21 protein-coding genes are annotated in these 19,264 nt (G+C 33.2%); 10 read left to right on the top strand and 11 right to left on the bottom strand.

What is annotated here, in order from left to right; all coding sequences use genetic code 11:
* Position 1: 1 nt before the first annotated feature.
* Entirely contained in the window at positions 2-2,071 is a 2,070-nt protein-coding gene (locus BUE95_RS03330; RefSeq protein WP_073581386.1) for a M13 family metallopeptidase, read from the top strand.
* A gap of 121 nt (positions 2,072-2,192) precedes the next feature.
* Here BUE95_RS03330 and BUE95_RS03325 read toward each other — a convergent pair whose 3' ends face one another.
* The 6 genes from BUE95_RS03325 to BUE95_RS03300 form a co-directional block, all read right to left on the bottom strand.
* Positions 2,193-3,116, bottom strand: coding sequence for a DMT family transporter (locus tag BUE95_RS03325; RefSeq protein ID WP_073581384.1), 924 nt, complete (start codon positions 3,114-3,116; stop codon positions 2,193-2,195).
* A gap of 2 nt (positions 3,117-3,118) precedes the next feature.
* Positions 3,119-3,988 (bottom strand): SDR family oxidoreductase, encoded by an 870-nt coding sequence (locus tag BUE95_RS03320; protein ID WP_234977620.1) that lies wholly within the window; start codon positions 3,986-3,988, stop codon positions 3,119-3,121.
* Positions 3,989-4,051: 63 nt separating this feature from the next.
* On the bottom strand, positions 4,052-4,402 hold the full coding sequence (locus tag BUE95_RS03315; RefSeq protein WP_073581382.1) for a hypothetical protein: 351 nt from the start codon (positions 4,400-4,402) through the stop codon (positions 4,052-4,054).
* An 11-nt stretch (positions 4,403-4,413) separates the two neighbouring features.
* Positions 4,414-4,878, bottom strand: a complete 465-nt coding sequence (locus BUE95_RS03310) for a hypothetical protein (protein ID WP_073581380.1) — start codon at positions 4,876-4,878, stop codon at positions 4,414-4,416.
* Between the two features lie 2 nt (positions 4,879-4,880).
* Positions 4,881-5,366, bottom strand: a complete 486-nt coding sequence (locus BUE95_RS03305) for a DUF6265 family protein (RefSeq protein ID WP_073581378.1) — start codon at positions 5,364-5,366, stop codon at positions 4,881-4,883.
* The gene (locus tag BUE95_RS03300) at positions 5,367-6,893 is read right to left on the bottom strand and encodes a carbon-nitrogen hydrolase family protein (protein ID WP_073582403.1); all 1,527 of its coding nucleotides are present in this window, start codon (positions 6,891-6,893) and stop codon (positions 5,367-5,369) included.
* 354 nt (positions 6,894-7,247) lie between these two features.
* Here BUE95_RS03300 and BUE95_RS03295 point away from each other — a divergent pair, with 354 nt between their 5' ends.
* From BUE95_RS03295 to BUE95_RS03285, 3 genes are all read left to right on the top strand, one after another.
* On the top strand, positions 7,248-7,568 hold the full coding sequence (locus BUE95_RS03295) for a single-stranded DNA-binding protein (protein WP_073581376.1): 321 nt from the start codon (positions 7,248-7,250) through the stop codon (positions 7,566-7,568).
* Positions 7,569-7,687: 119 nt separating this feature from the next.
* Positions 7,688-8,011 (top strand): single-stranded DNA-binding protein, encoded by a 324-nt coding sequence (locus BUE95_RS03290; protein ID WP_073581374.1) that lies wholly within the window; start codon positions 7,688-7,690, stop codon positions 8,009-8,011.
* Between the two features lie 7 nt (positions 8,012-8,018).
* Positions 8,019-8,456 carry an HRDC domain-containing protein gene (locus BUE95_RS03285; RefSeq protein WP_073581372.1) on the top strand — a complete coding sequence of 146 codons (438 nt, stop codon included), beginning with the start codon at positions 8,019-8,021 and terminating at the stop codon, positions 8,454-8,456.
* Between the two features lie 33 nt (positions 8,457-8,489).
* Here BUE95_RS03285 and BUE95_RS03280 read toward each other — a convergent pair whose 3' ends face one another.
* From BUE95_RS03280 to metG, 5 genes are all read right to left on the bottom strand, one after another.
* A complete protein-coding gene (locus BUE95_RS03280; RefSeq protein ID WP_073581370.1) occupies positions 8,490-9,392 on the bottom strand; it encodes a histone deacetylase family protein in 903 nt (300 codons plus the stop codon).
* On the bottom strand, positions 9,393-10,016 hold the full coding sequence (locus BUE95_RS03275; RefSeq protein WP_073581368.1) for a chloramphenicol acetyltransferase: 624 nt from the start codon (positions 10,014-10,016) through the stop codon (positions 9,393-9,395).
* A 289-nt stretch (positions 10,017-10,305) separates the two neighbouring features.
* Positions 10,306-10,824, bottom strand: coding sequence for a ferritin (locus BUE95_RS03265; RefSeq protein WP_073581364.1), 519 nt, complete (start codon positions 10,822-10,824; stop codon positions 10,306-10,308).
* A 73-nt stretch (positions 10,825-10,897) separates the two neighbouring features.
* Entirely contained in the window at positions 10,898-11,581 is a 684-nt protein-coding gene (locus BUE95_RS03260; protein ID WP_073581362.1) for an HAD family hydrolase, read from the bottom strand.
* Positions 11,582-11,652: 71 nt separating this feature from the next.
* Entirely contained in the window at positions 11,653-13,710 is a 2,058-nt protein-coding gene (metG, locus tag BUE95_RS03255; protein WP_073581360.1) for a methionine--tRNA ligase, read from the bottom strand.
* A 155-nt stretch (positions 13,711-13,865) separates the two neighbouring features.
* On the opposite strand from metG, the gene BUE95_RS03250 reads away from it, so the two are divergent.
* The 6 genes from BUE95_RS03250 (at position 13,866) to BUE95_RS03225 (ending at position 19,216) form a co-directional block, all read left to right on the top strand.
* A complete protein-coding gene (locus tag BUE95_RS03250; protein WP_073582401.1) occupies positions 13,866-14,762 on the top strand; it encodes a S66 peptidase family protein in 897 nt (298 codons plus the stop codon).
* Positions 14,763-14,803: 41 nt separating this feature from the next.
* Positions 14,804-15,163 (top strand): YraN family protein, encoded by a 360-nt coding sequence (locus BUE95_RS03245; protein WP_073581358.1) that lies wholly within the window; start codon positions 14,804-14,806, stop codon positions 15,161-15,163.
* 67 nt (positions 15,164-15,230) lie between these two features.
* Complete coding sequence (locus BUE95_RS03240; protein ID WP_073581356.1) at positions 15,231-15,896, top strand: aspartate kinase; 666 nt, start codon at positions 15,231-15,233, stop codon at positions 15,894-15,896.
* Positions 15,897-16,001: 105 nt separating this feature from the next.
* Complete coding sequence (gene porW, locus BUE95_RS03235; protein WP_073581354.1) at positions 16,002-18,620, top strand: type IX secretion system periplasmic lipoprotein PorW/SprE; 2,619 nt, start codon at positions 16,002-16,004, stop codon at positions 18,618-18,620.
* 17 nt (positions 18,621-18,637) lie between these two features.
* Positions 18,638-18,994: a bactofilin family protein gene (locus BUE95_RS03230; protein ID WP_073582398.1), complete on the top strand. Its 357-nt coding sequence runs from the start codon at positions 18,638-18,640 to the stop codon at positions 18,992-18,994.
* A gap of 3 nt (positions 18,995-18,997) precedes the next feature.
* On the top strand, positions 18,998-19,216 hold the full coding sequence (locus tag BUE95_RS03225) for an AtpZ/AtpI family protein (protein WP_073581352.1): 219 nt from the start codon (positions 18,998-19,000) through the stop codon (positions 19,214-19,216).
* The last annotated feature ends 48 nt before the right edge of the window (positions 19,217-19,264 follow it).

Raw genomic sequence — 19,264 nt, 5'->3', positions numbered from 1 at the left:
TATGAACAAAGTTATTTTAAAAGGAAGCTTAAGTTTTCTTTTCTTATCAGTTGTATTGTCTTCGTGTAAGTCTTCACAAGAAGCAACAAGCCAAAAAGAAACTGTAGGAATTAACCAAGGTTTTATGGATAAATCGGTAAATCCAGCAGACGATTTTAATCGTTTTGTAAACGGAACTTGGTTAGATAAAACAGAAATCCCTGCGGATAGAACGCGTTGGGGTAGTTTTGATGAATTAAGAAAGAATACAGATAATGATGTTATGGCAATCTTAAAAGAAGCCATTAACGATAAGACCATCGACCCAAATTCTGATCAAGCAAAAGCAATTAGTCTCTACAAAACAGTTTTAGATACAGTAAATAGAAATAAAGCCGGAATAGAACCTCTAAAACCGTATTTAGCAAAAATTAACGCGGTGCAAAATGCAGATCAATTGGTTGTTTTGTTAGCTGAAATGGAGCCAGAAATGGGATTAGGTTTCTTTGGAAGTTACATTGGAGCGGATGCTAAAAACAGTAACAAAAATGTAATTTATGTAGGAACAGGTAGTCTTGGTTTACCTGATAGAGATTACTACGTTTCAGATGCGCCAGACAACAAAGAAAAACGCGAAAAGTATGTAGCTCACGTAACGAGAATGTTACAATTCATCGGAGAATCTGAAGCTACAGCTAATACAAATGCAAAGAAAATTTTAGCATTAGAAACTAAAATGTCAACTGCAACTTTAGATAGAGTGGAGCGTAGAGATAGAAGAAAAACGTATAATCCAATGAGTTTTACTGATTTACAAAAATTAGCACCAACCGTAAAATGGGATACGTATTTTCAAAGTGTTGGGATTGGGAAAGTAGATTCGTTAGTAGTTTCGCAACCAAAATATTTACAAACAGTTGAAACTATTTTAAAAGACAACCAAGTTGAAGATTGGAAAGCTTATATGCGTTGGACTGCCTTAAGGGGTTCGGCAGGTTTATTGTCAACTGAGATTGAAAATGCAAATTTTGATTTCTACGGAAAAACATTAACTGGAGCGGTAAAACAACGTCCGGCTGAAGAAAGAGCTTTGGCAACAGTTAATGGAAGATTAGGGGAAGCGTTAGGAAAACTTTACGTAGCAAAAAAATTCCCACCAGAAGCTAAAGAAAAAGCACAAGCGATGATTACTAACGTAATGAAAGCTTTTGACAATCGTATCGATAATTTACCTTGGATGACTAAAGCTACTAAGGAAAATGCCAAAATTAAATTGAACAAATTCCGAGTAAAAATTGGATATCCTGATAAATGGAAAGATTATTCAGAATTACAAATGAAATCTCCAGAACAAGGTGGAACGTATTTCGATAATTCAAGAATGTATGCGAGATGGAGTCATAAGAAAAATATTGAAAAAATAGGAAAACCTGTTGATAAAGAAGAATGGGGCATGTCGCCTCAAACGGTAAATGCTTATTTCAGCCCAACCAACAACGAAATTGTATTCCCAGCGGCTATTTTACAACCACCATTCTACGATTACAAAGCGGATGAAGCTGTAAATTATGGAGGAATTGGAGCGGTAATTGGTCACGAAATTTCACACGGATTTGACGATTCAGGTTCAAGATATAATGCGGATGGAAATTTAGTAAACTGGTGGAGTGATGAAGATTTAAAACAATTCACTACGTTAGGAAGTGCTTTAGCAGATCAATATTCCGCTTTAGAGCCATTACCTGGAATTTTTGTGGATGGAAAATTCACTTTAGGTGAAAACATCGGAGATTTAGGTGGCGTTAACGCAGCATTTGATGGTTTACAAATCTATTTGAAAGAAAATGGTAATCCAGGTTTAATCGACGGATTTACTCCAGAGCAACGTTTCTTTATTTCTTGGGCAACCATTTGGAGAAGTAAAATGAGAGATGAAGCTATCAAAAACCAAGTGAAAACGGATCCACATTCACCAGGAATGTATCGAGCTTATGTACCATTACAGAATGTGGAAGCGTTCTACAAAGCGTTTAATATTCAATCAAACAATGGAATGTATTTAAAACCAGAAGACCGAGTGAAAATTTGGTAATATTTTTTAAAGTACATAGAATCAAATCCCATCTTTAGATGGGATTTTTTTGTTTATAAAATAGTTTTAAATGACTAGTTGAATTACAATCCGTGAAAATCCTTTAATCTGTGGCTAAAAGCTATTTCTTTTTAATCGCTCGATTGACTAAATATAATCCAATAATAGTTATTGTTCCGCCAATAATAATCGCAGTAGTCAAAGGTTCATTAAACAACAAATAACCAAAAAACAACGCTACCATCGGATTGATGTAAGCATACAAACTGCTGATTTCAGTTGGTAAATTTTCCAAAGCATAAATAAATGCTATAAACGTCAACACTGAACCAAAAACCACCAAGTAAACAATAGACCACCAAGAAATCGCAGGAATTTCACTTAACGGAACCGAAGTGCCATTAAATCCAATTACGCTTGAAATCACAACGCTCGAAATCAACATTTGCAATCCCAAACTAAAGTACGGATTGAAATTCGTTTTATTTTCCTTGATATAAATCGAAGACAATGCCCAAGTAAACGTTGCAATTACCGAAAGTAAAATTCCAAAACGGAATTCAGGTTGTAAGAAATCGTTGAGGTAATCGTAGAAAATGACACAAATTCCGCCAAAAGCTACAATCAAACCTACAACCGCTTTCCAAGATGTTTTTTGACCACGAAACAAACTGATAATGACAATCCAAAGTGGAAATATCGAGCCAATAATCGCACCCAAACCACTCGAAATGTATTTCACGCCCCAAGTACTTAAACCGTTACTTAGCATAAAATTCAATACACTCAAAACAAGAATGTTTCGCCATTGTCGTTTGTTTGGCCAGGGATGTTTTTTGATTAAGAAATAAAGTAGATAAATCAAACCGCCAAAAAGTTGACGGATCGCGACTAATTGCATAGGCGGCATATGTTTTACACCTTCTTTGGAAGCAATCCAAGTGGTTCCCCAGAAAAAGCTAATCCAAATTAATGCTAAAATCGGCAAGCCAATTGCATTTTTCTTTTGCTTGATGTAATTGTGAAATACGCTAAAATAAGCCATTACTAAATTTCTTTTTGGAACGAATAACCTAAAATTGTTTCCACTTTTTCACTAGAAATAATTTTACCTTTCGATTCTGAATCTTCCGCAAAGGTAGGCAATGGTAAATTGAATATTTCAGCTTTTTTGTGATAATATGCTTTGCGTGTTGGATGCTGAGGTGCGACAGCGTTGAAGATTTGATTCCATTCCCAATTGTCATCTCGAGCGAAGTCGAGAGCCTTTTCTATAATTCCAATACAATCTTCTCTTTCAATCATATTCACTGGCGCATCTGGATTTTCAACATTTGTTCTACCTGCTAAAAATTTCACCGGATGACGATCATAACCAAGCAAACCACCAAAGCGAATTACCGTAGTTTTAAAATGCGGATTCGATTGTAAAAGAGTTTCGGTAATAGCTAATTGTTTGCCACTTTCGGTATCGGGATTGGGTTTTGTTTCTTCTGTGATTTCAACAATTGGAAAATCATCACCATAAACCGAAGTCGAACTCACAAAGATAACTTTATGAACAGCTGATTTTTCGATAAACGGAATCAACGTTTTTACTTTATTTACAAATGTCATTTCGTTAGAAGTCGAAGTTTCTCTTCTCAATCCAGGCGGAATATCAATCACTAAGACATCGGTTTCTTTCAGAAAATCTTCTATATTTCCAATGATTTGATGTTCCTTCAATTGAATTTGGAAAGGCGAAATTCCAGTATTTTTCAAAACTTCTAATTTACTTTCCGAAGTCGTTGAACCTTTTACTTTGTAACCTTTTGAAAGCAATGATTTGGCTAAGGGTAAACCCAGCCAACCGCAACCGAGTATGGAGATTTTTAGATTCATTTCATTTTTGTCTTGCTGAACTCGTTGCAGCATTTTGTTTAAGATTAAATTATAAAAATGAGATACTGAAACAAGTTCAGTATACAGAAATGATAGTTAATTATCTTTTTTTACCAACATATAAAAATCATCTTCTAAAGCACGATAGCCTTGGTCGTACAAAAAGAAATAGGTGTTACCCGTTTTGGTTTGTAACATGCTTGTAAAAAACTCAAAATCGAAACCTTTGCTTAGTAATTTGGTTTTGGTGGTTTTTCCTTTCTCTTCTGGGTTGAGTTCACACAAAATGCGGTAATTTTTACGCAATTTGTTATTAATGTTGCGCATCAGATTGTTCTGATCTTTGTTCATTTTGTTGTTGTACGCATTGCGGCAGCCATCCGAACAAAACTTTTTGTCTTCGCGACCTATGATTTTATCGCCACATTCTAAACAGGTTTTACTCATAGTATTATTTTTTAAGCGGAACCATTAACTGATAAATTAATTAACTCATCCGTTTCTAAATTATATTCGATGTTCCAATAATGACTTCCACCATCTGAAACCATTATTATTTGTTGCAACCATTTGGTTTCTTCTTCATTCTTTTTCCAAAGTGAATTTATATAAAGAATTTTTTCGCCTTTATCATTTATGAAACCAAAATATTGTCTTTTGTATTTTTTTAGATTTCTATGAATAATTGGTGAGTTGTATTGATTTTCTAAATTTCTATTGGCTTCTTTAAGTTTTGATTTTAACGCTTTTTCAGCTTCAAATATTTCTTCTTTTGTTGGTGTAAATCTTTTTCCCGGCATTATTTCATAACTTGATTCTGGAAAAATCGCAACTTCAAATTGTTTTGTTTTGAAATGTTCCGCAACATTTTGAGCTTTAACATAATAAAAACTGGTTAAAAATAGTATAATAATGTATTTCATCTTTACTTCTTAAAATTAAACTTCATTTCTTTACCACTTTCTTCAAAAACCACGTAAATATTAATTTCGTTATCCGAAATTTTCTCAAATGTAAATTTGTCGAAATACACACGTGTTGGGGTGACTTTTACCAATCTAAAATTTTCGCTAACTTCCGCTTTTTCCCAACCTTTCAATTCGCCGTCAAAGTGTTTTAGTTGTAACAAAAGGGTTTTGTCTTTTTCAATAATGTGTCCCAATTCATAAAAAGCAACTTTTCCATCAACAACTAATTTAAAACTAAACATCATCGAATTTCCAATCGGTTCGCTCCACGTTTCTTGACAAATGCCGCCTAAAGCTTCGCCTGTCCAATTGCCTACAATCCATTTTACATCTTGTAAAGTGGCTTTTGGCGAACCTTTTTCATCGTTGTAATTTAAGGTGTTTTGTGCGTTACTAAAAGTGTTCCCTAGAACCAAAAATAGCAGTAAAAGCAGGTTTTTCATTTATTTTAATTTTTTTAATTGATACAAATCAACTCGGCGATCTTTCATGGTTCTAACGCTTCCGTGTTCGTGGAGTTCTTTAAGTAAATCGATGTCAACATCAACAATTAAAGTCATTTCAGTGTTTGGCGTGGCTTCTGCTTTAATTCCGTTACTTGGAAAAGCAAAATCGGATGGCGTAAAAACCGCTGCTTGCGCATACTGAATATCCATATTGTTTACTTTTGGTAAATTTCCAACACAACCTGCGATGGCAACATAACATTCGTTTTCAATGGCACGCGCTTGCGCACAATGTTTTACTCGCGTATAACCATTTTGGGTATCGGTTAAAAAGGGAACAAACAAAATATTCATGCCTTGATCGGCCATCAAACGAGAAAGTTCAGGGAATTCCACATCATAACAAATTACAATTCCAATTTTGCCACAATCGGTGTCAAAAGTTTGAATGGTGTCGCCACCCGTAATTCCCCAATGGAAAATTTCGTTAGGTGTGATGTGAATTTTGCGATACATTTCATGTGTTCCGTCTCTTCGGCATAAAAAACCAACGTTAAAAACATGTCCGTCTTCTAAATACGGCATACTTCCTGTTATGATATTGATGTTGTATGAAATGGCAAATTCTTGCATTTTCTTTCGAATAGCCTCGGTGTATTTGGCTAACTCTTTAATCGCTTCCGCTTCTGTTAAATGATTGTAATCTGCCATTAAAGGAGCGGTGAATAATTCGGGAAACAAAGCAAAATCACTTCCATAACCCGAAACTGCATCTACAAAAAATTCGGCTTGCTCGAAAAACTCTTCTAAGTTTCCTAACGAACGCATTTGCCACTGAATTAAACCTAATCGAACTATGCTTTTCTTTGCATTAATTAGTTTGGGATTGTCTTCGTAGTAAATATTGTTCCATTCCAGTAAAACAGCATATTCTTGCGATTCTTTATCGCCTTCTAAATAGTTTTTTAATACACGAACTTCGTGAAAATCATTACTTAATTGAAACGATAAGACGGGATCATAAATCTCTTTTCGTTTAACTTTTTCAATGTATTGCTTAGGATTAAGTTCATCAGCGTATTTTACGAAGTTTGGAATTCTACCAGCAAAAATGATTGATTTTAAATTAAGTTGTTCACACAATTCTTTTCGGGAATCGTATAAACGGCGTCCCAAACGCAAGCCACGATAATTGGGGTTGATGAACACATCTATTCCATACAAAACTTCACCATCAGGATTATGCGTTGAAAAGGTGTAATTTCCAGTAATGGATTTATAGGTTTTGGTCTTAAAGGCAAAATCTTCAGTAACCAATATTGAAAGAGCGGAACCTACCACTACACCATCTGCAACAATTACCAATTGGCCTTCGGGGAAAAGCTCCAATAATTTTTCAATATGATCTTCTTTCCAATACGAATCTACCATTTCTGGGTAGGCCTCAATCATGGATTTTTTTAATTCTTTATAATCTTCAATGTGAAGATTACGTAATTCTACTTTATTAATTGTATTTGGCATATAATATTGATTTTCAACAAATATAATAATAATATTTTCCGTTTGCAAACGCTTACAAATATTTACAACCGAAAGTAAACAGCTAAATACCGAATACCATTTTTTTCTTGTCACATCTTTGCACTGTCGAAATGAAACAACGAGTTCAAGTTTTAAAACAAGAGCAAGTTTATATTTCGAAACATTAGATTTTTTTAATTTATCCAATTTTTCAATATGTGTTCCAAAAAGAATCAATATTTATAATCATAAACATTTAAATTTTTACACGCCATGAAATGAGCATTTACCTTAAGCTAAAACTAAACAAAATGCGAATTACATAAAACCTTAATAAATAAATATATAAGCCTTATGAAAAACAGAGTACAATTAATCGGACACGTAGGTCAAGAACCTGAAATCAAAAACTTAGAATCTGGAAGAGTAGCTAACTTCACAATCGCTACGAATGAAAATTACACCAACGCCAAAGGTGAAAAAGTAGAACAAACTGAATGGCACCGCGTTTCCGCTTGGGGGAAAACAGTAGATATTATTGAAAAATTTTTAACCAAAGGAAGTCATGTAGCCATCGAAGGTAAATTAACTCACAGAAGTTACGACGATAAAGACGGAAACAAACGTTACATCACAGAAGTGGTAGCAAATGAATTGGTTTTATTAAGCAAATAAACAAGTTCAAACTCAATTACAAGTTCAAAATTCAACACATAGATTTTTCAGATTTTTTTAATTTCTTAAATCTGTGTTCCAAAAAATTCAATTAACACAACATTAAATATTTATACGCCATGAAGAACTCAGTACAATTAATCGGAAAAGTTGGTCAAGAACCTGAAATCAGAAATCTTGAAGGAGGAAAAAAAATAGCAAATATCAGCATTGCTACAAGTGAAGTATATTACCGTGAAAACGGTGACAAAGTAGAACAAACACAATGGCACCGAGTAACCGCTTGGGGAAAAACGGCAGACATCATCGAACGTTTTGTGACTAAAGGGAAAGAAATCGCTATTGAAGGGAAACTAACGCATAAAAGTTATGAGGATAAAGATGGAATAAAACGTTTTGTATCTCAAGTGTTTGCGAAAGAAATTTTGTTAATTAGTAAATAAGTGAGTTATGCAAGTTAGTATATTTTCAATTCGTTTGAATAGCACTTTTTTAGAACACGACCAACATCAATTAAATACTTTTTTAAATTCGGTTTCGTTTAAAAAATCGAGCACACAATTTGTGGATGGTGAAGAAGCATATTGGTCTGTTATTGTTCATTATGAATCAGAAGAACAAGAAAAGCCAAAACGATTAGAGCGAAAATCTTATGATGATTTGAATTCAAAAGATAAACAAGTTTATGGGTATTTGAATCAATGGAGAAATGAAAAATCAGAGGCTTTGAAACTGAAAAAGTATTTGATTTGCCACAATTCAGAATTAATCGATTTAGCCATGTACAAGCCAAGTAGCTTAGAGGAATTACAACAAATCAAAGGTTTTGGAAAACAAAAAGTGGAAAAATTTGGAGAAGATATTTTAGCTATTTTGAATGCTGTTTAAGAAAGACCACCAACGAAAGTTGGTGGTTTATTTTTATAACAAAATATCTTTAGCTACTCGATACGTATTTGCATGTGCATCAATAATGGTTTTGATTTCCGGTGAATAACCGCCACCCATGCTTACTTGAAGAGGGATTTCGTAGCGTTCACAATTTTGAAAAACAATTTCGTCTCTCTTTTTACAGCCTTCAATAGTACAACCCAATTTTCCTAGTTTGTCGGAAGCTAAAATATCAACTCCAGCCAAATAGAAAATAAAATCAGGTTTTTGTTGCTCTATTAAATTAGGAACAATCGTTGAGATGGTTTTTAGAAACTCGTCATCTGAAGTATTATCATCAAAAGCAATGTCTAAATCAGAAGTTTCTTTTTTGAACGGATAATTCGTTTTCCCATGAGTAGAAAAAGTAAAGACATTATCATTTTTTTGAAAAATTTCCGCTGTTCCGTTGCCTTGATGTACGTCTAAATCGATAATTAAGGCTTTTTTTGCCAGTTTATTATCTAGTAAATATTGAGCAGAAATAGCTTGGTCATTTAACAAACAAAATGCTTCACCTCGATTGGAATAGGCATGATGTGTTCCACCAGCGATGTTAAATGCTACTTTGGTTTCAAACGCTTTTTCAGCGCCAATGATGGTTCCTTGTGCAATTCTCAATTCTCTTTCTACTAATTCTTTGGAAAGAGGAAAACCAATTTTTCTAGCTGCTTTTGGATCTAACGTTAAATCCATTAAATCGGAAACATATTGTTTGGTATGAACTCTCAAAACAGTTTCAATCGGGATAATTTCAGGTTCAAAAAAATCACTTTTTTGAGCAATGCCTTCGTGAATTAATTGTTGCGGTAACAACTCATATTTCAACATCGGAAAACGATGTCCTTCAGGTAATGGATGTTTAAATATGGGATGAAATGCGATAGGCAACATTTATGAATTCATTAAATTTTGAAATTCTTCTACAAACAATCCCATGTGATAACCGTCAACTAGTCCATGATGCGCTAAAACTGCTAACGACATAATTTTCTGTCCATTTTCTTCCACTACTTTTCCAAAGGAAATTTTTGGACAGCTGTCTTCAATTTTAAAATTTCGAGAATGTGTTAAACTCGTAAGATTAATCCAAGGAACAGCCGAAAAATGAATAATGTTTTCGGGGTATTCTCTCGTAAAAACCCCAATGGTGGATTGTATTCTTTCAATTTCTTTTTGAGCCATTTTGTTGAATTCATTTATGTCTTCATGGAATTTCATAAAAGAAAAACCAAACGTTTTGTCTTCTCGCATGATGGTTGCCGAAGCATCAATTTCATTGTACAAATAGACCTCTTTATTTTCAATACGAAGACGGAAATTTTCAACTTTGTTAATTGCTTCAAGTGTTTTGTGTAAATAATATACAAAAAAAGGAATTTCAATTTCTTTAGCTCTTTTCATGGCAATTGTACAATTAACAGGTGTTGTAATACCAAAAAAAGGTTCATCAAATGCGGAAAAGAATTCAAAGTGTTCTTTTCTATTCCAGGTATTTATGTCTATTTCTGTTTTCAATTTTCTGATTTTTTAAAATTAAAAAACCTCCTCGGTTTAAGAGAAGGTTTAGGATGCTTTTTTTATTAAATCAAACATAGGGCAACGTTTACATCGTTTGTGTTCGCCTTTTTCAAATTTGCCACAACATTTTGATTTGCAGTTTTCTGCAATTTTTATTTCAGTCAAAAGAAGTTCTTTGTTTTTTTTCTTCTTTTTCTTCTTGTCCTTCTTTTTTTCGTCTTTGCTCATCAGAAATCTAATTTGACACTGCAAAGATAATATTATTTTTAAATATTCTAAATAAAAATTACTGAGGATTTATAGCAATCGAACTAGTTACCGAAATTTGTTGGATATCACGATCAAACAAATATAATCCACCACGATCTTCACCAATTAAGTTGATTTTATCTAGGATGGTTTTGGCTTGAGCTTCTTCTTCAATTTGCTCCGCTACATACCATTGTAAAAAATTGTGTGTTGAGTAATCTCTTTCGCCTAATGCGATGTGAACCAATTCATTAATTGAATTTGAGACAAACAACTCGTGTTGGTACAATTCTTCAAACATTTCTTTAAAGGTTCCAAATTTTGTTTTTGGTGCTTTTAAATCGGTGATTTCTGCATGTCCACCTCTTTCGTTTACATATTTTACCAATTTCAACATGTGTGTACGCTCTTCATCTGATTGATTGTACATAAATTGCGCAACGCCTTCCAAGCCTTGAACTTCTGCCCAACATGCCATTGATAAATAAATTTGTGAAGATTCAGCTTCTATTCTAATTTGCTTATTTAAAGCGTCTAAAATGTTTTTTGTCAACATAGGAATTCAATTTTTTATAAAATTAGGCAATTTTATCAATAATCAACTGATAAGGATTTGTTAAAACAACAATTTATAATAAGTCTAAAATTTGATTAACAGCCGTTAATGAATGAAAATTGGGATGAACAATCTCGAAATCAATTTTCTCGTATTCCCAAGTAGTGTGATATGGAATGTGAATTGCATGTCCACCAATGTTCAAAACAGGTAATACATCCGATTTTAATGAATTTCCAATCATTAGAAAATCTTCAGGTTTGCAATCCAAACGGTCTAACATTTTCTCGTAATCCAACTCGGCTTTGTCACTCAACACTTCAATATGATGAAAAAAAGGTCCAATTCCAGAATCGTGTAATTTTCTGTGTTGGTCTTTTAAATCGCCTTTTGTGGCAACGACCAATTTATATTTTCCTTTCAATTGTTCCAAAACGGATTCAACATTAGGCAACAATTCAACTGGTTTTTGCAATAAATCTTTTCCAATAGCTAAAATTTGCTCAATTCCTTTTCCGGATATTTGATGATTGGTTAATTGCAAAGCGGTTTCAATCATCGATAAGGTAAATGCTTTGATTCCGAAACCATACAAAGGCAAATTTTTTACCTGATGATTCAAAATCAATCCCAAAATTTCCTGACTCGAGGCATAATCTTGAAACAAAACACAAAAGCGTTCTTGCGCCTCATCGAAATAAGGTTCGTTGTGCCATAAAGTGTCATCTGCGTCGAAAGCGATTATTTTTGGGTTCATAGTTGTAGTTTTTTACCACAGATTCGCAGATTTTTTTAAATTTTTTAATCTGTGAATCTGAGGTTATTTCATTAAGATATCATCGCACCATTAATCACACCTTCCGCATCTGGATTTACGAAAACCAATTTCCCTTCGGCGTTATTCGTTAATAACAACATACCTTCGCTTTCAACACCACGTAATGCTCTTGGTGCTAAGTTTACTAAAACGGTTACGCGTTTTCCAATAACTTCTTCCGGTGTAAAATGCTCTGCAATTCCAGAAACGATAGTTCTTACATCAATTCCAGTATCTACTTTTAAAACTAACAATTTGTTAGCTTTTGGCATTTTTTCAGCTTCGATGATGGTTCCAATTCGTAAATCTACTTTGGCAAAATCTTCGAAAGTGATAATGTCTTTTTGAGGTTCAGCTTTTGCGTTTTCCACTTTATTTGCAGTTTTAGTTGCTTCTAATTTGTCTAATTGTTTTTGGATTTCGGCATCTTCAATTTGGGCAAATAAAATTTCGGCTAGACCAATTTGATGTCCTGCGGGTAACAAGTCTGCTTTAGAAGTAACATCGTTCCAACCTAAAGCATCAATTTTTAAAATATTCGATAATTTTTTAGCTGTAAAAGGTAAAAATGGTTCCGATAAAACCGCTAAAGCAGAAGCAATTTGTAATGCTACATACATTTGCGTTTGTACTCTTGCCGGATTTTCTTTTACCATTTTCCATGGTTCCTCATCCGCTAAATATTTGTTTCCTAATCGCGCAACGTTCATTAATTCACCTAACGCTTCTCTAAATCTGTAACGCTCAATTGAACTTGAAATTACAGCTGGATACGCTTTTAATTCGGCTAATGTTTGTTCATCAACTTCTGAGAATTCGTTTGGAGTTGGAACAATTCCATTGTAATATTTATTGGTTAAGACCACAACACGATTGATGAAATTTCCAAAAATCGCAGCTAATTCGTTATTATTTCTTGCTTGAAAATCTTTCCAAGTAAAGTCGTTATCTTTAGTTTCTGGAGCATTTGCTGTTAAAGCATAACGCAATGCATCTTGTTTTTCTGGAAAATCTTGCAAATATTCGTGCAACCAAACCGCCCAATTTTTAGAAGTTGATAATTTGTTTCCTTCTAAATTTAAAAATTCGTTTGCTGGAACATTATCAGGCAAAATATAACTTCCTTCCGCTTTTAACATCGCTGGGAAAATAATGCAATGGAAAACGATATTATCTTTTCCAATGAAGTGAACCAATTTTGTATCGGAATCTTTCCAATACGGTTCCCAATCTTTTCCTTCGCGAGCTGCCCATTCTTTGGTAGAAGAAATGTATCCAATTGGCGCATCAAACCAAACATATAATTTTTTTCCTTCGGCACCTTCTACTGGAACATCGATTCCCCAATCTAAATCGCGCGTTACCGCTCTCGGTTCTAAACCACCATCAACCCACGATTTTACTTGTCCGTAAACATTCGGTTTCCAATCGTTTTTGTGTCCTTCCAAAATCCATTCTCTTAAGAACGATTCGTAACGATTTAAAGGTAGAAACCAATGTTTAGTTGATTTTAAAATTGGAGTTTCGCCTGTAATAGTTGATTTTGGATTGATTAAATCGGTTGCATTTAAAGTAGAGCCACATTTTTCACATTGATCGCCGTATGCTTCTGGATTGTCGCACTTTGGACAAGTTCCAGTCACGAAACGATCGGCTAAGAATTGGTCTGCTTTTGCATCGTATAATTGTTCGGTAGTTTCTTCGATGAAATCACCATTATCGTATAATTTTCTAAAGAATTCAGAAGCTGTTTTATGATGAATCTCAGAAGAAGTTCTCGAATAATTATCAAAAGAAATTCCGAAATCTTCAAACGATTTGCGAATAATTCCGTCGTATTTATCAATTACTTGTTGAGGCGTGATTCCTTCTTTTTTAGCTTTCATTGAAATCGCCACACCATGCTCGTCGCTTCCGCAAATGAAAGCCACATCTTTTCCTTGCAAACGTAAATATCTCGCATAAATATCAGATGGAACATAAACACCCGCTAAATGGCCAATGTGAATAGGGCCATTCGTATAAGGTAAAGCCGCTGTAATCGTATATCTTTTTGGATTTTCTAACATATCATCATAAAATTTGATGCAAAAATAATCGATTAGTGACGAAATCCCGAATTTTAATTGGATTTTGTTTACTTTTGAGTTAATAAAATCTGACGATGTATAGATTTATTTTGATACTTATTTTAATTTCAAACTTTTCTCATTCGCAAAAGAAAATGAAAATTCCACCTTATCTTAAAAAAGGCGACACAGTTGCTATTGTTTGTACCGCACGTAAATTTTTTCCAGAAGATGCAAAACCTGCTATTGAATTATTAGAATCATGGGGATTAAAAGCCAAATTTGGTAGAACCATAGGTTTAGATAGTTGCCAACTAGGTGGAACTGATGCCGAAAGAATTGCCGATTTTCAAGAAATGATGGATGATGACAACATCAAAGCGATTTGGTGCGCGCGTGGAGGTTATGGAACAGTTCGAATTATCGATTCTTTAGATTTTACCAAATTCAAAAAACATCCGAAATGGATTATGGGATTTTCTGATGTTACGGTTTTACACAGTCAATTGAATGTAGAAAGAGTTGCGACCTTGCATTCGATTATGCCGTTTACAGTTCCAAAAGCACCTGAAGAAGTGAAAGAAACGTTACGAAAAGCGCTTTTTGGAGAAGTTGTTTCCTATACAATTCCATCAAAACCATATGATGTAAAAGGAAAAGTTTCGGGCGAATTAGTAGGTGGAAATATTTCGATTTTATATAGTTTGTTAGGTTCTAAATCTTCGATTGATACGAAAGGAAAAATTCTTTTTATTGAAGATTTGGATGAATATTTATATCACATCGACAGAATGATGTACAACTTAAAACGCAACAATTATTTCGAAAATGTAAAAGGAATTATTGTTGGAAGTATGGCCGATATGCACGATAACGAAATTCCGTTTGGAAAAAACGAAGTGCAAATTATTACTGCAATTGCTAAAGAATACAACATCCCAATTGCTTTTGAATTTCCAGCGGGACATCAAAAAGACAACCGAACTTTGATTCTTGGGAATAAGGTTGATTTTGAAGTAAACGAAAAAGAAGTAAAACTTCAATTTCGCTAAAATTAGCACATCGACACATTGAAAATTGACACATTGTACAAATGGCAGAACACAACGATTTAGGAAAATTTGGAGAAGAATTAGCAGTGGATTTCTTGAAAAAAAGCGGTTATGAAATCTTAGAAACCAATTGGACTTTTGATAAAGCCGAAATTGATATTATTGCTCAGAAGGAAAATATTTTATCAGTTGTAGAGGTTAAAACGCGTTCGAGTCTAGACTTCGGTTTGCCTCAAGAATTTGTGAGACCAAAGAAAATTCAATTATTAGTTAAAGCTGTTAATGAATATGTAATTCAAAATGATTTAGACGTTGAAGTTCGATTTGATATTGTTGCAATTCACAAGGAAAACACGGATTTTGTTATAGAACATATAGAAGAGGCGTTTTATTATTTTTAATGTTAAATTTGTAACAAATTGTTTTTTATCCCTATCTTTGCAATTAAATAGTAGAAAAAACAAAAAAATGAAAACCATTTCATCAGTAGTTGAACATTATATAAAATCAAAACCATTCCTTTTAAGTTCGCTATCACAAGGAATCATAAACTTAACTTCTTTAGCAAGAATTATGATGCCTGAGTTAGAGGCGCATTTAGGGAAAGATGTCAAACAAGGGGCCATTGTAATGTCATTAAAACGACTTTCAGAAGAGTTAGATTTTAAGATTAATTATAAAATATCCAAAGTTTTAAAAAACATAGGAGAAATAACGGTTCGTTCTTCCTTAACGGATTATACGTTTGTAATTTCAGATACTTTGTTGGATAACCAAGCAAAACTGTTGTCCGAAATCAACCGATTGCAAGATATTTTTTATACTTCGTCTAGGGGTGTAAATGAAACGAATATTGTGACTAGCGCTTCAGTAGAGCCTATAATTGACGCTTTGTTCAAGGGAGAAAAGCTAACGCATAAAATTGATAATCTATCTTCAATTACCGTTAAGTTACCACAAGAAAATATTTCTACTCCGGGGGTTTATTATTATATTTTTCAACGACTGGCTTGGGAGGGAGTTATTATTCATGAAGTAATTTCAACAACAAATGAGTTCACAATTATTGTAAGTGATGAGCAAATTGATGTGGCTTTTAAAGTAATTAAGGATCTTAAAAATGTGTTTGATTAACAAAAAATAACATATTTGTTTTTACATAAAAAAAAGAAACGTATTTTTACCATTCTCTTCATACTAAAAATGTGTTTTAGTAGTTAAGAACAAAAACGTTTTACTTTGAAAAGCAATATATTAAAATATACTTTATCGATTGGCTTATTCCTTTTTCTATTGGCATGTTCTGTGAAGAAAGATAAGTTTCTTAATCGAAACCTCCATGCTGTTACTACAGAATATAATACCTTATATAATGGTAATTTGGCTTTAGATAAAGGCTTGAATGAACTAAAGCTTACCTTTAAAGATAATTTTTGGCAAGTCCTTCCCATAGAAAGAATGCAAACAGATTTTGATGCAGTTTTGCCAGGACAGTCAAAAAATTCAAATTTTGAGCGCGCTGAGGAAAAAGCGGTTAAAGCGATTCAAAAACATTCCATGAATATAGGTGGAAGAGAAAAAAATCCGCAGATGGATGAAGCATATCTCTTATTAGCCAAGTCTCGTTATTATGACAATCGATTTATCCCGTCATTAGAAGCTTTAAATTATATACTTTATAAATACCCATCAAGCGACAGAATTTATCATGCAAAAGTTTGGCGTGAAAAAGTAAATATTCGACTAGATAATGATGAAATTGCGATTAAAAATCTTAAGAAATTATTAGAGGATAAGAGAATTTCTGGTCAAGATCTAGCTGATGCAAATGCTATGTTGGCTCAAGCGTATTTAAATATCCAAGCTAAAGACAGTGCGATTACGGCTGTAAAAATTGCAAAGAGTAGTACCAATAGTAATGAAGAAAAGGCAAGATATTCTTTTATTTTAGGGCAACTTTACGAAGCTTTGAATTATCAAGATAGTGCTTATACTGCTTTTCAGGATGTTATTGACATGAACAGAAAGTCTCCACGCAGATATGTAATGCAAGCTCATGCTAAACAAACGCAACAATTTGATTTTAAAAATGGGGATACCTTGGTTTTTATTGAAAAATTCACAAAGCTTTTGGACGATAGAGAGAACAGGCCTTTTTTAGATATTTTGAATCATCAAATGGCACTTTTTTACGATAAACAAAAGAATAATAATCGCGCTAAGTTTTATTATAATAAATCTGTAAAATCTTTCTCTGAAGATGACTATTTGATTGCTTCTAATTATAGAAATTTAGGGGAAATTTATTTTCGTGAGGCGAATTATAAAATAGCAGGTAAGTATTATGATAGTACTTTGATTAAATTAGATGATAAGACACGCGAGTACAGAAAAATTAAAAAGAAAAGAATCAACTTAGATGATGTTATAAAATATGAAAGCATCGCTCAGCACAACGATAGTATATTGTCGGTTATTGGGATGAATGATGCGGACAGAATAGCGTATTATGAAAATTTTATTTTAAAACTTAAAGTTGAAGATCAGAAAAAAGAAGATTTAGCTGCCGAAGTTGCAAAAAAAGAGGAAAATCTGAAACAAAATTTAGCTGCTAATTCTAGTCCTTCTAATATAGTTGTTTCAAATAATGCAAATCCTATTGGCAATCCAGGACCGGGGGTTGGTTTGCCTCCAGGGATTGGTACTAATGACAATAGTGTGTTTTACTTTTATAATCCTATAACCGTAGAATACGGAAAAAAAGAATTTCAAAATCGATGGGGCTCAAGATCATTAGAAGACAATTGGAGGTGGACGACAGAGGGTAATAATTTAAATTTTGTGAAAACGGATACCAACCAGGAAGAAGACGGTAAAAAAGATGAAATTATAGTTTCCAATCCAAAATATGACCCTCAGTTTTATATCAAACAGTTGCCTACAGACACAAAAGTAATTGATAGTTTGTCAAAAAATCGAAATTTTGCGTATTATCAATTGGGAATCATCTACAAAGAAAAATTTGGAGAGAACGAGTTAGCAGCATCACGTTTAGAACAATTGCTTTTAAATAACCCAGAAGAACGTTTGCTATTGCCGACAAAATATAATTTGTATAAAATCTATCAAGTTATTTCTCTTCCAAAAGCTGAAATTATGAAGAATCAGATTTTAGCAGAATATCCAAATAGTAGATATGCCGAAATTATTAAAAATCCAACAATAGCGATTGCTGAAGAATCCAATCCAGAAGCGGTTTATTATGCGACGTTTAAAAAGTATGAAAACAATCAGCTAAGGGAAGTTTTCTTTGAAATGGATTCGCTTTTAGAAAAATTTTCAGGTGAAGAATCAGTCGCAAAATTTGAATTGCTTAAGGCAAAAGTTTTAGGAAGATTAAAAGGTCTTGAAGTTTATAGAAAAGCCCTGAATAATATAGCTTTGACTTATCCTAATATTCAAGAAGGAAAAGAGGCAGAAAAAATACTTCAAAACGATTTACCTTTTCTTGAAGCAATGAATTTTGACTCGAAAAAGAATTCGGACTATAAAATTATTTTTCAAAAGCCTATACCTTTTAATGCCAATTCTAAAAGTGTAGTTGAAAAAATTACAAAATACATAAACGACACAAATGCCGTGGCGTTAAAGTTGTCTACAGATATATATAATGTTGAGAATGACTTCATTGTGGTGCATGGATTTGATAACAAAGAAGCAGCTCTTTCAGTGTTGTCGGTGTTGCGCGACTTTAAAAATTATAAAATTAGCGATCAAGCGTATATTATTTCAACAGAAGATTATAAAATTGTTCAAATGAAGAAAAAGTTTGAAGAATGGATCGCTTTAAACAAATAACCCAAATACCTATTATTATGTTTGAAAAACCTAAAAACCAAGATCATTTACTTGGAAAAACTAATAGAATAGTAGAAGGAACTGTAATTACAGGAGATGTAACCACTTTAGCAGACTTTAGATTAGACGGAAAATTGAATGGTAATTTTACCTCACAAGGAAAAATTGTAATAGGCGCAACGGGAGAAGTAATTGGAGATGTTATTTGTAAGAGTATCGATATTGAAGGTACATTTTCTGGAAAATTACAAGCAGAAGGAATGCTTAATGTGAAGTCTAAAGCCTATATACGAGGTGAAGTCATCGTAGGTAAGCTATCAGTAGAACCAGGGGCTCGATTTGAAGCAAGTTGTGAAATGAAAAGTATAAACTAAGATTTGGACTCTCCTAAAAAGCAACCGAATAAATGGTTGCATTTAATTCACATTCCATTTCAAATGGGATTAGTTATATTTGTTTTTTCATATTTGGGAGAATTGGTCGATGCTTACTATAAAAATAAGTCACAGATTAATTTCAAAATAGCCACTTTAATAGGAGTTTTTATTGCAATATATTTAGTAATTAGTCAAGTGAATCAAATAAATAAAAAATAAAAGTTTTATGTTCATATACATTAAGTCATTTCTTGCAGTTTTAATAGT

It is taken from the genome of Flavobacterium cucumis, from assembly GCF_900148835.1.
Lineage (GTDB): Bacteria > Bacteroidota > Bacteroidia > Flavobacteriales > Flavobacteriaceae > Flavobacterium > Flavobacterium cucumis.
This window is presented reverse-complemented; position numbering and strand designations above follow the sequence as displayed.

Excerpts from the sequence above, each read along its gene's own strand:
- BUE95_RS03330 (WP_073581386.1), top strand. The coding sequence starts at position 2 with ATGAACAAAGTTATTTTAAAAGGAAGCTTAAGTTTTCTTTTCTTATCA.
- BUE95_RS03325 (WP_073581384.1), bottom strand. The coding sequence starts at position 3,116 with ATGGCTTATTTTAGCGTATTTCACAATTACATCAAGCAAAAGAAAAAT.
- BUE95_RS03320 (WP_234977620.1), bottom strand. The coding sequence starts at position 3,988 with ATGCTGCAACGAGTTCAGCAAGACAAAAATGAAATGAATCTAAAAATC.
- BUE95_RS03315 (WP_073581382.1), bottom strand. The coding sequence starts at position 4,402 with ATGAGTAAAACCTGTTTAGAATGTGGCGATAAAATCATAGGTCGCGAA.
- BUE95_RS03310 (WP_073581380.1), bottom strand. The coding sequence starts at position 4,878 with ATGAAATACATTATTATACTATTTTTAACCAGTTTTTATTATGTTAAA.
- BUE95_RS03305 (WP_073581378.1), bottom strand. The coding sequence starts at position 5,366 with ATGAAAAACCTGCTTTTACTGCTATTTTTGGTTCTAGGGAACACTTTT.
- BUE95_RS03300 (WP_073582403.1), bottom strand. The coding sequence starts at position 6,893 with ATGCCAAATACAATTAATAAAGTAGAATTACGTAATCTTCACATTGAA.
- BUE95_RS03295 (WP_073581376.1), top strand. The coding sequence starts at position 7,248 with ATGAAAAACAGAGTACAATTAATCGGACACGTAGGTCAAGAACCTGAA.
- BUE95_RS03290 (WP_073581374.1), top strand. The coding sequence starts at position 7,688 with ATGAAGAACTCAGTACAATTAATCGGAAAAGTTGGTCAAGAACCTGAA.
- BUE95_RS03285 (WP_073581372.1), top strand. The coding sequence starts at position 8,019 with ATGCAAGTTAGTATATTTTCAATTCGTTTGAATAGCACTTTTTTAGAA.
- BUE95_RS03280 (WP_073581370.1), bottom strand. The coding sequence starts at position 9,392 with ATGTTGCCTATCGCATTTCATCCCATATTTAAACATCCATTACCTGAA.
- BUE95_RS03265 (WP_073581364.1), bottom strand. The coding sequence starts at position 10,824 with ATGTTGACAAAAAACATTTTAGACGCTTTAAATAAGCAAATTAGAATA.
- BUE95_RS03260 (WP_073581362.1), bottom strand. The coding sequence starts at position 11,581 with ATGAACCCAAAAATAATCGCTTTCGACGCAGATGACACTTTATGGCAC.
- metG (WP_073581360.1), bottom strand. The coding sequence starts at position 13,710 with ATGTTAGAAAATCCAAAAAGATATACGATTACAGCGGCTTTACCTTAT.
- BUE95_RS03250 (WP_073582401.1), top strand. The coding sequence starts at position 13,866 with ATGAAAATTCCACCTTATCTTAAAAAAGGCGACACAGTTGCTATTGTT.
- BUE95_RS03245 (WP_073581358.1), top strand. The coding sequence starts at position 14,804 with ATGGCAGAACACAACGATTTAGGAAAATTTGGAGAAGAATTAGCAGTG.
- BUE95_RS03240 (WP_073581356.1), top strand. The coding sequence starts at position 15,231 with ATGAAAACCATTTCATCAGTAGTTGAACATTATATAAAATCAAAACCA.
- BUE95_RS03230 (WP_073582398.1), top strand. The coding sequence starts at position 18,638 with ATGTTTGAAAAACCTAAAAACCAAGATCATTTACTTGGAAAAACTAAT.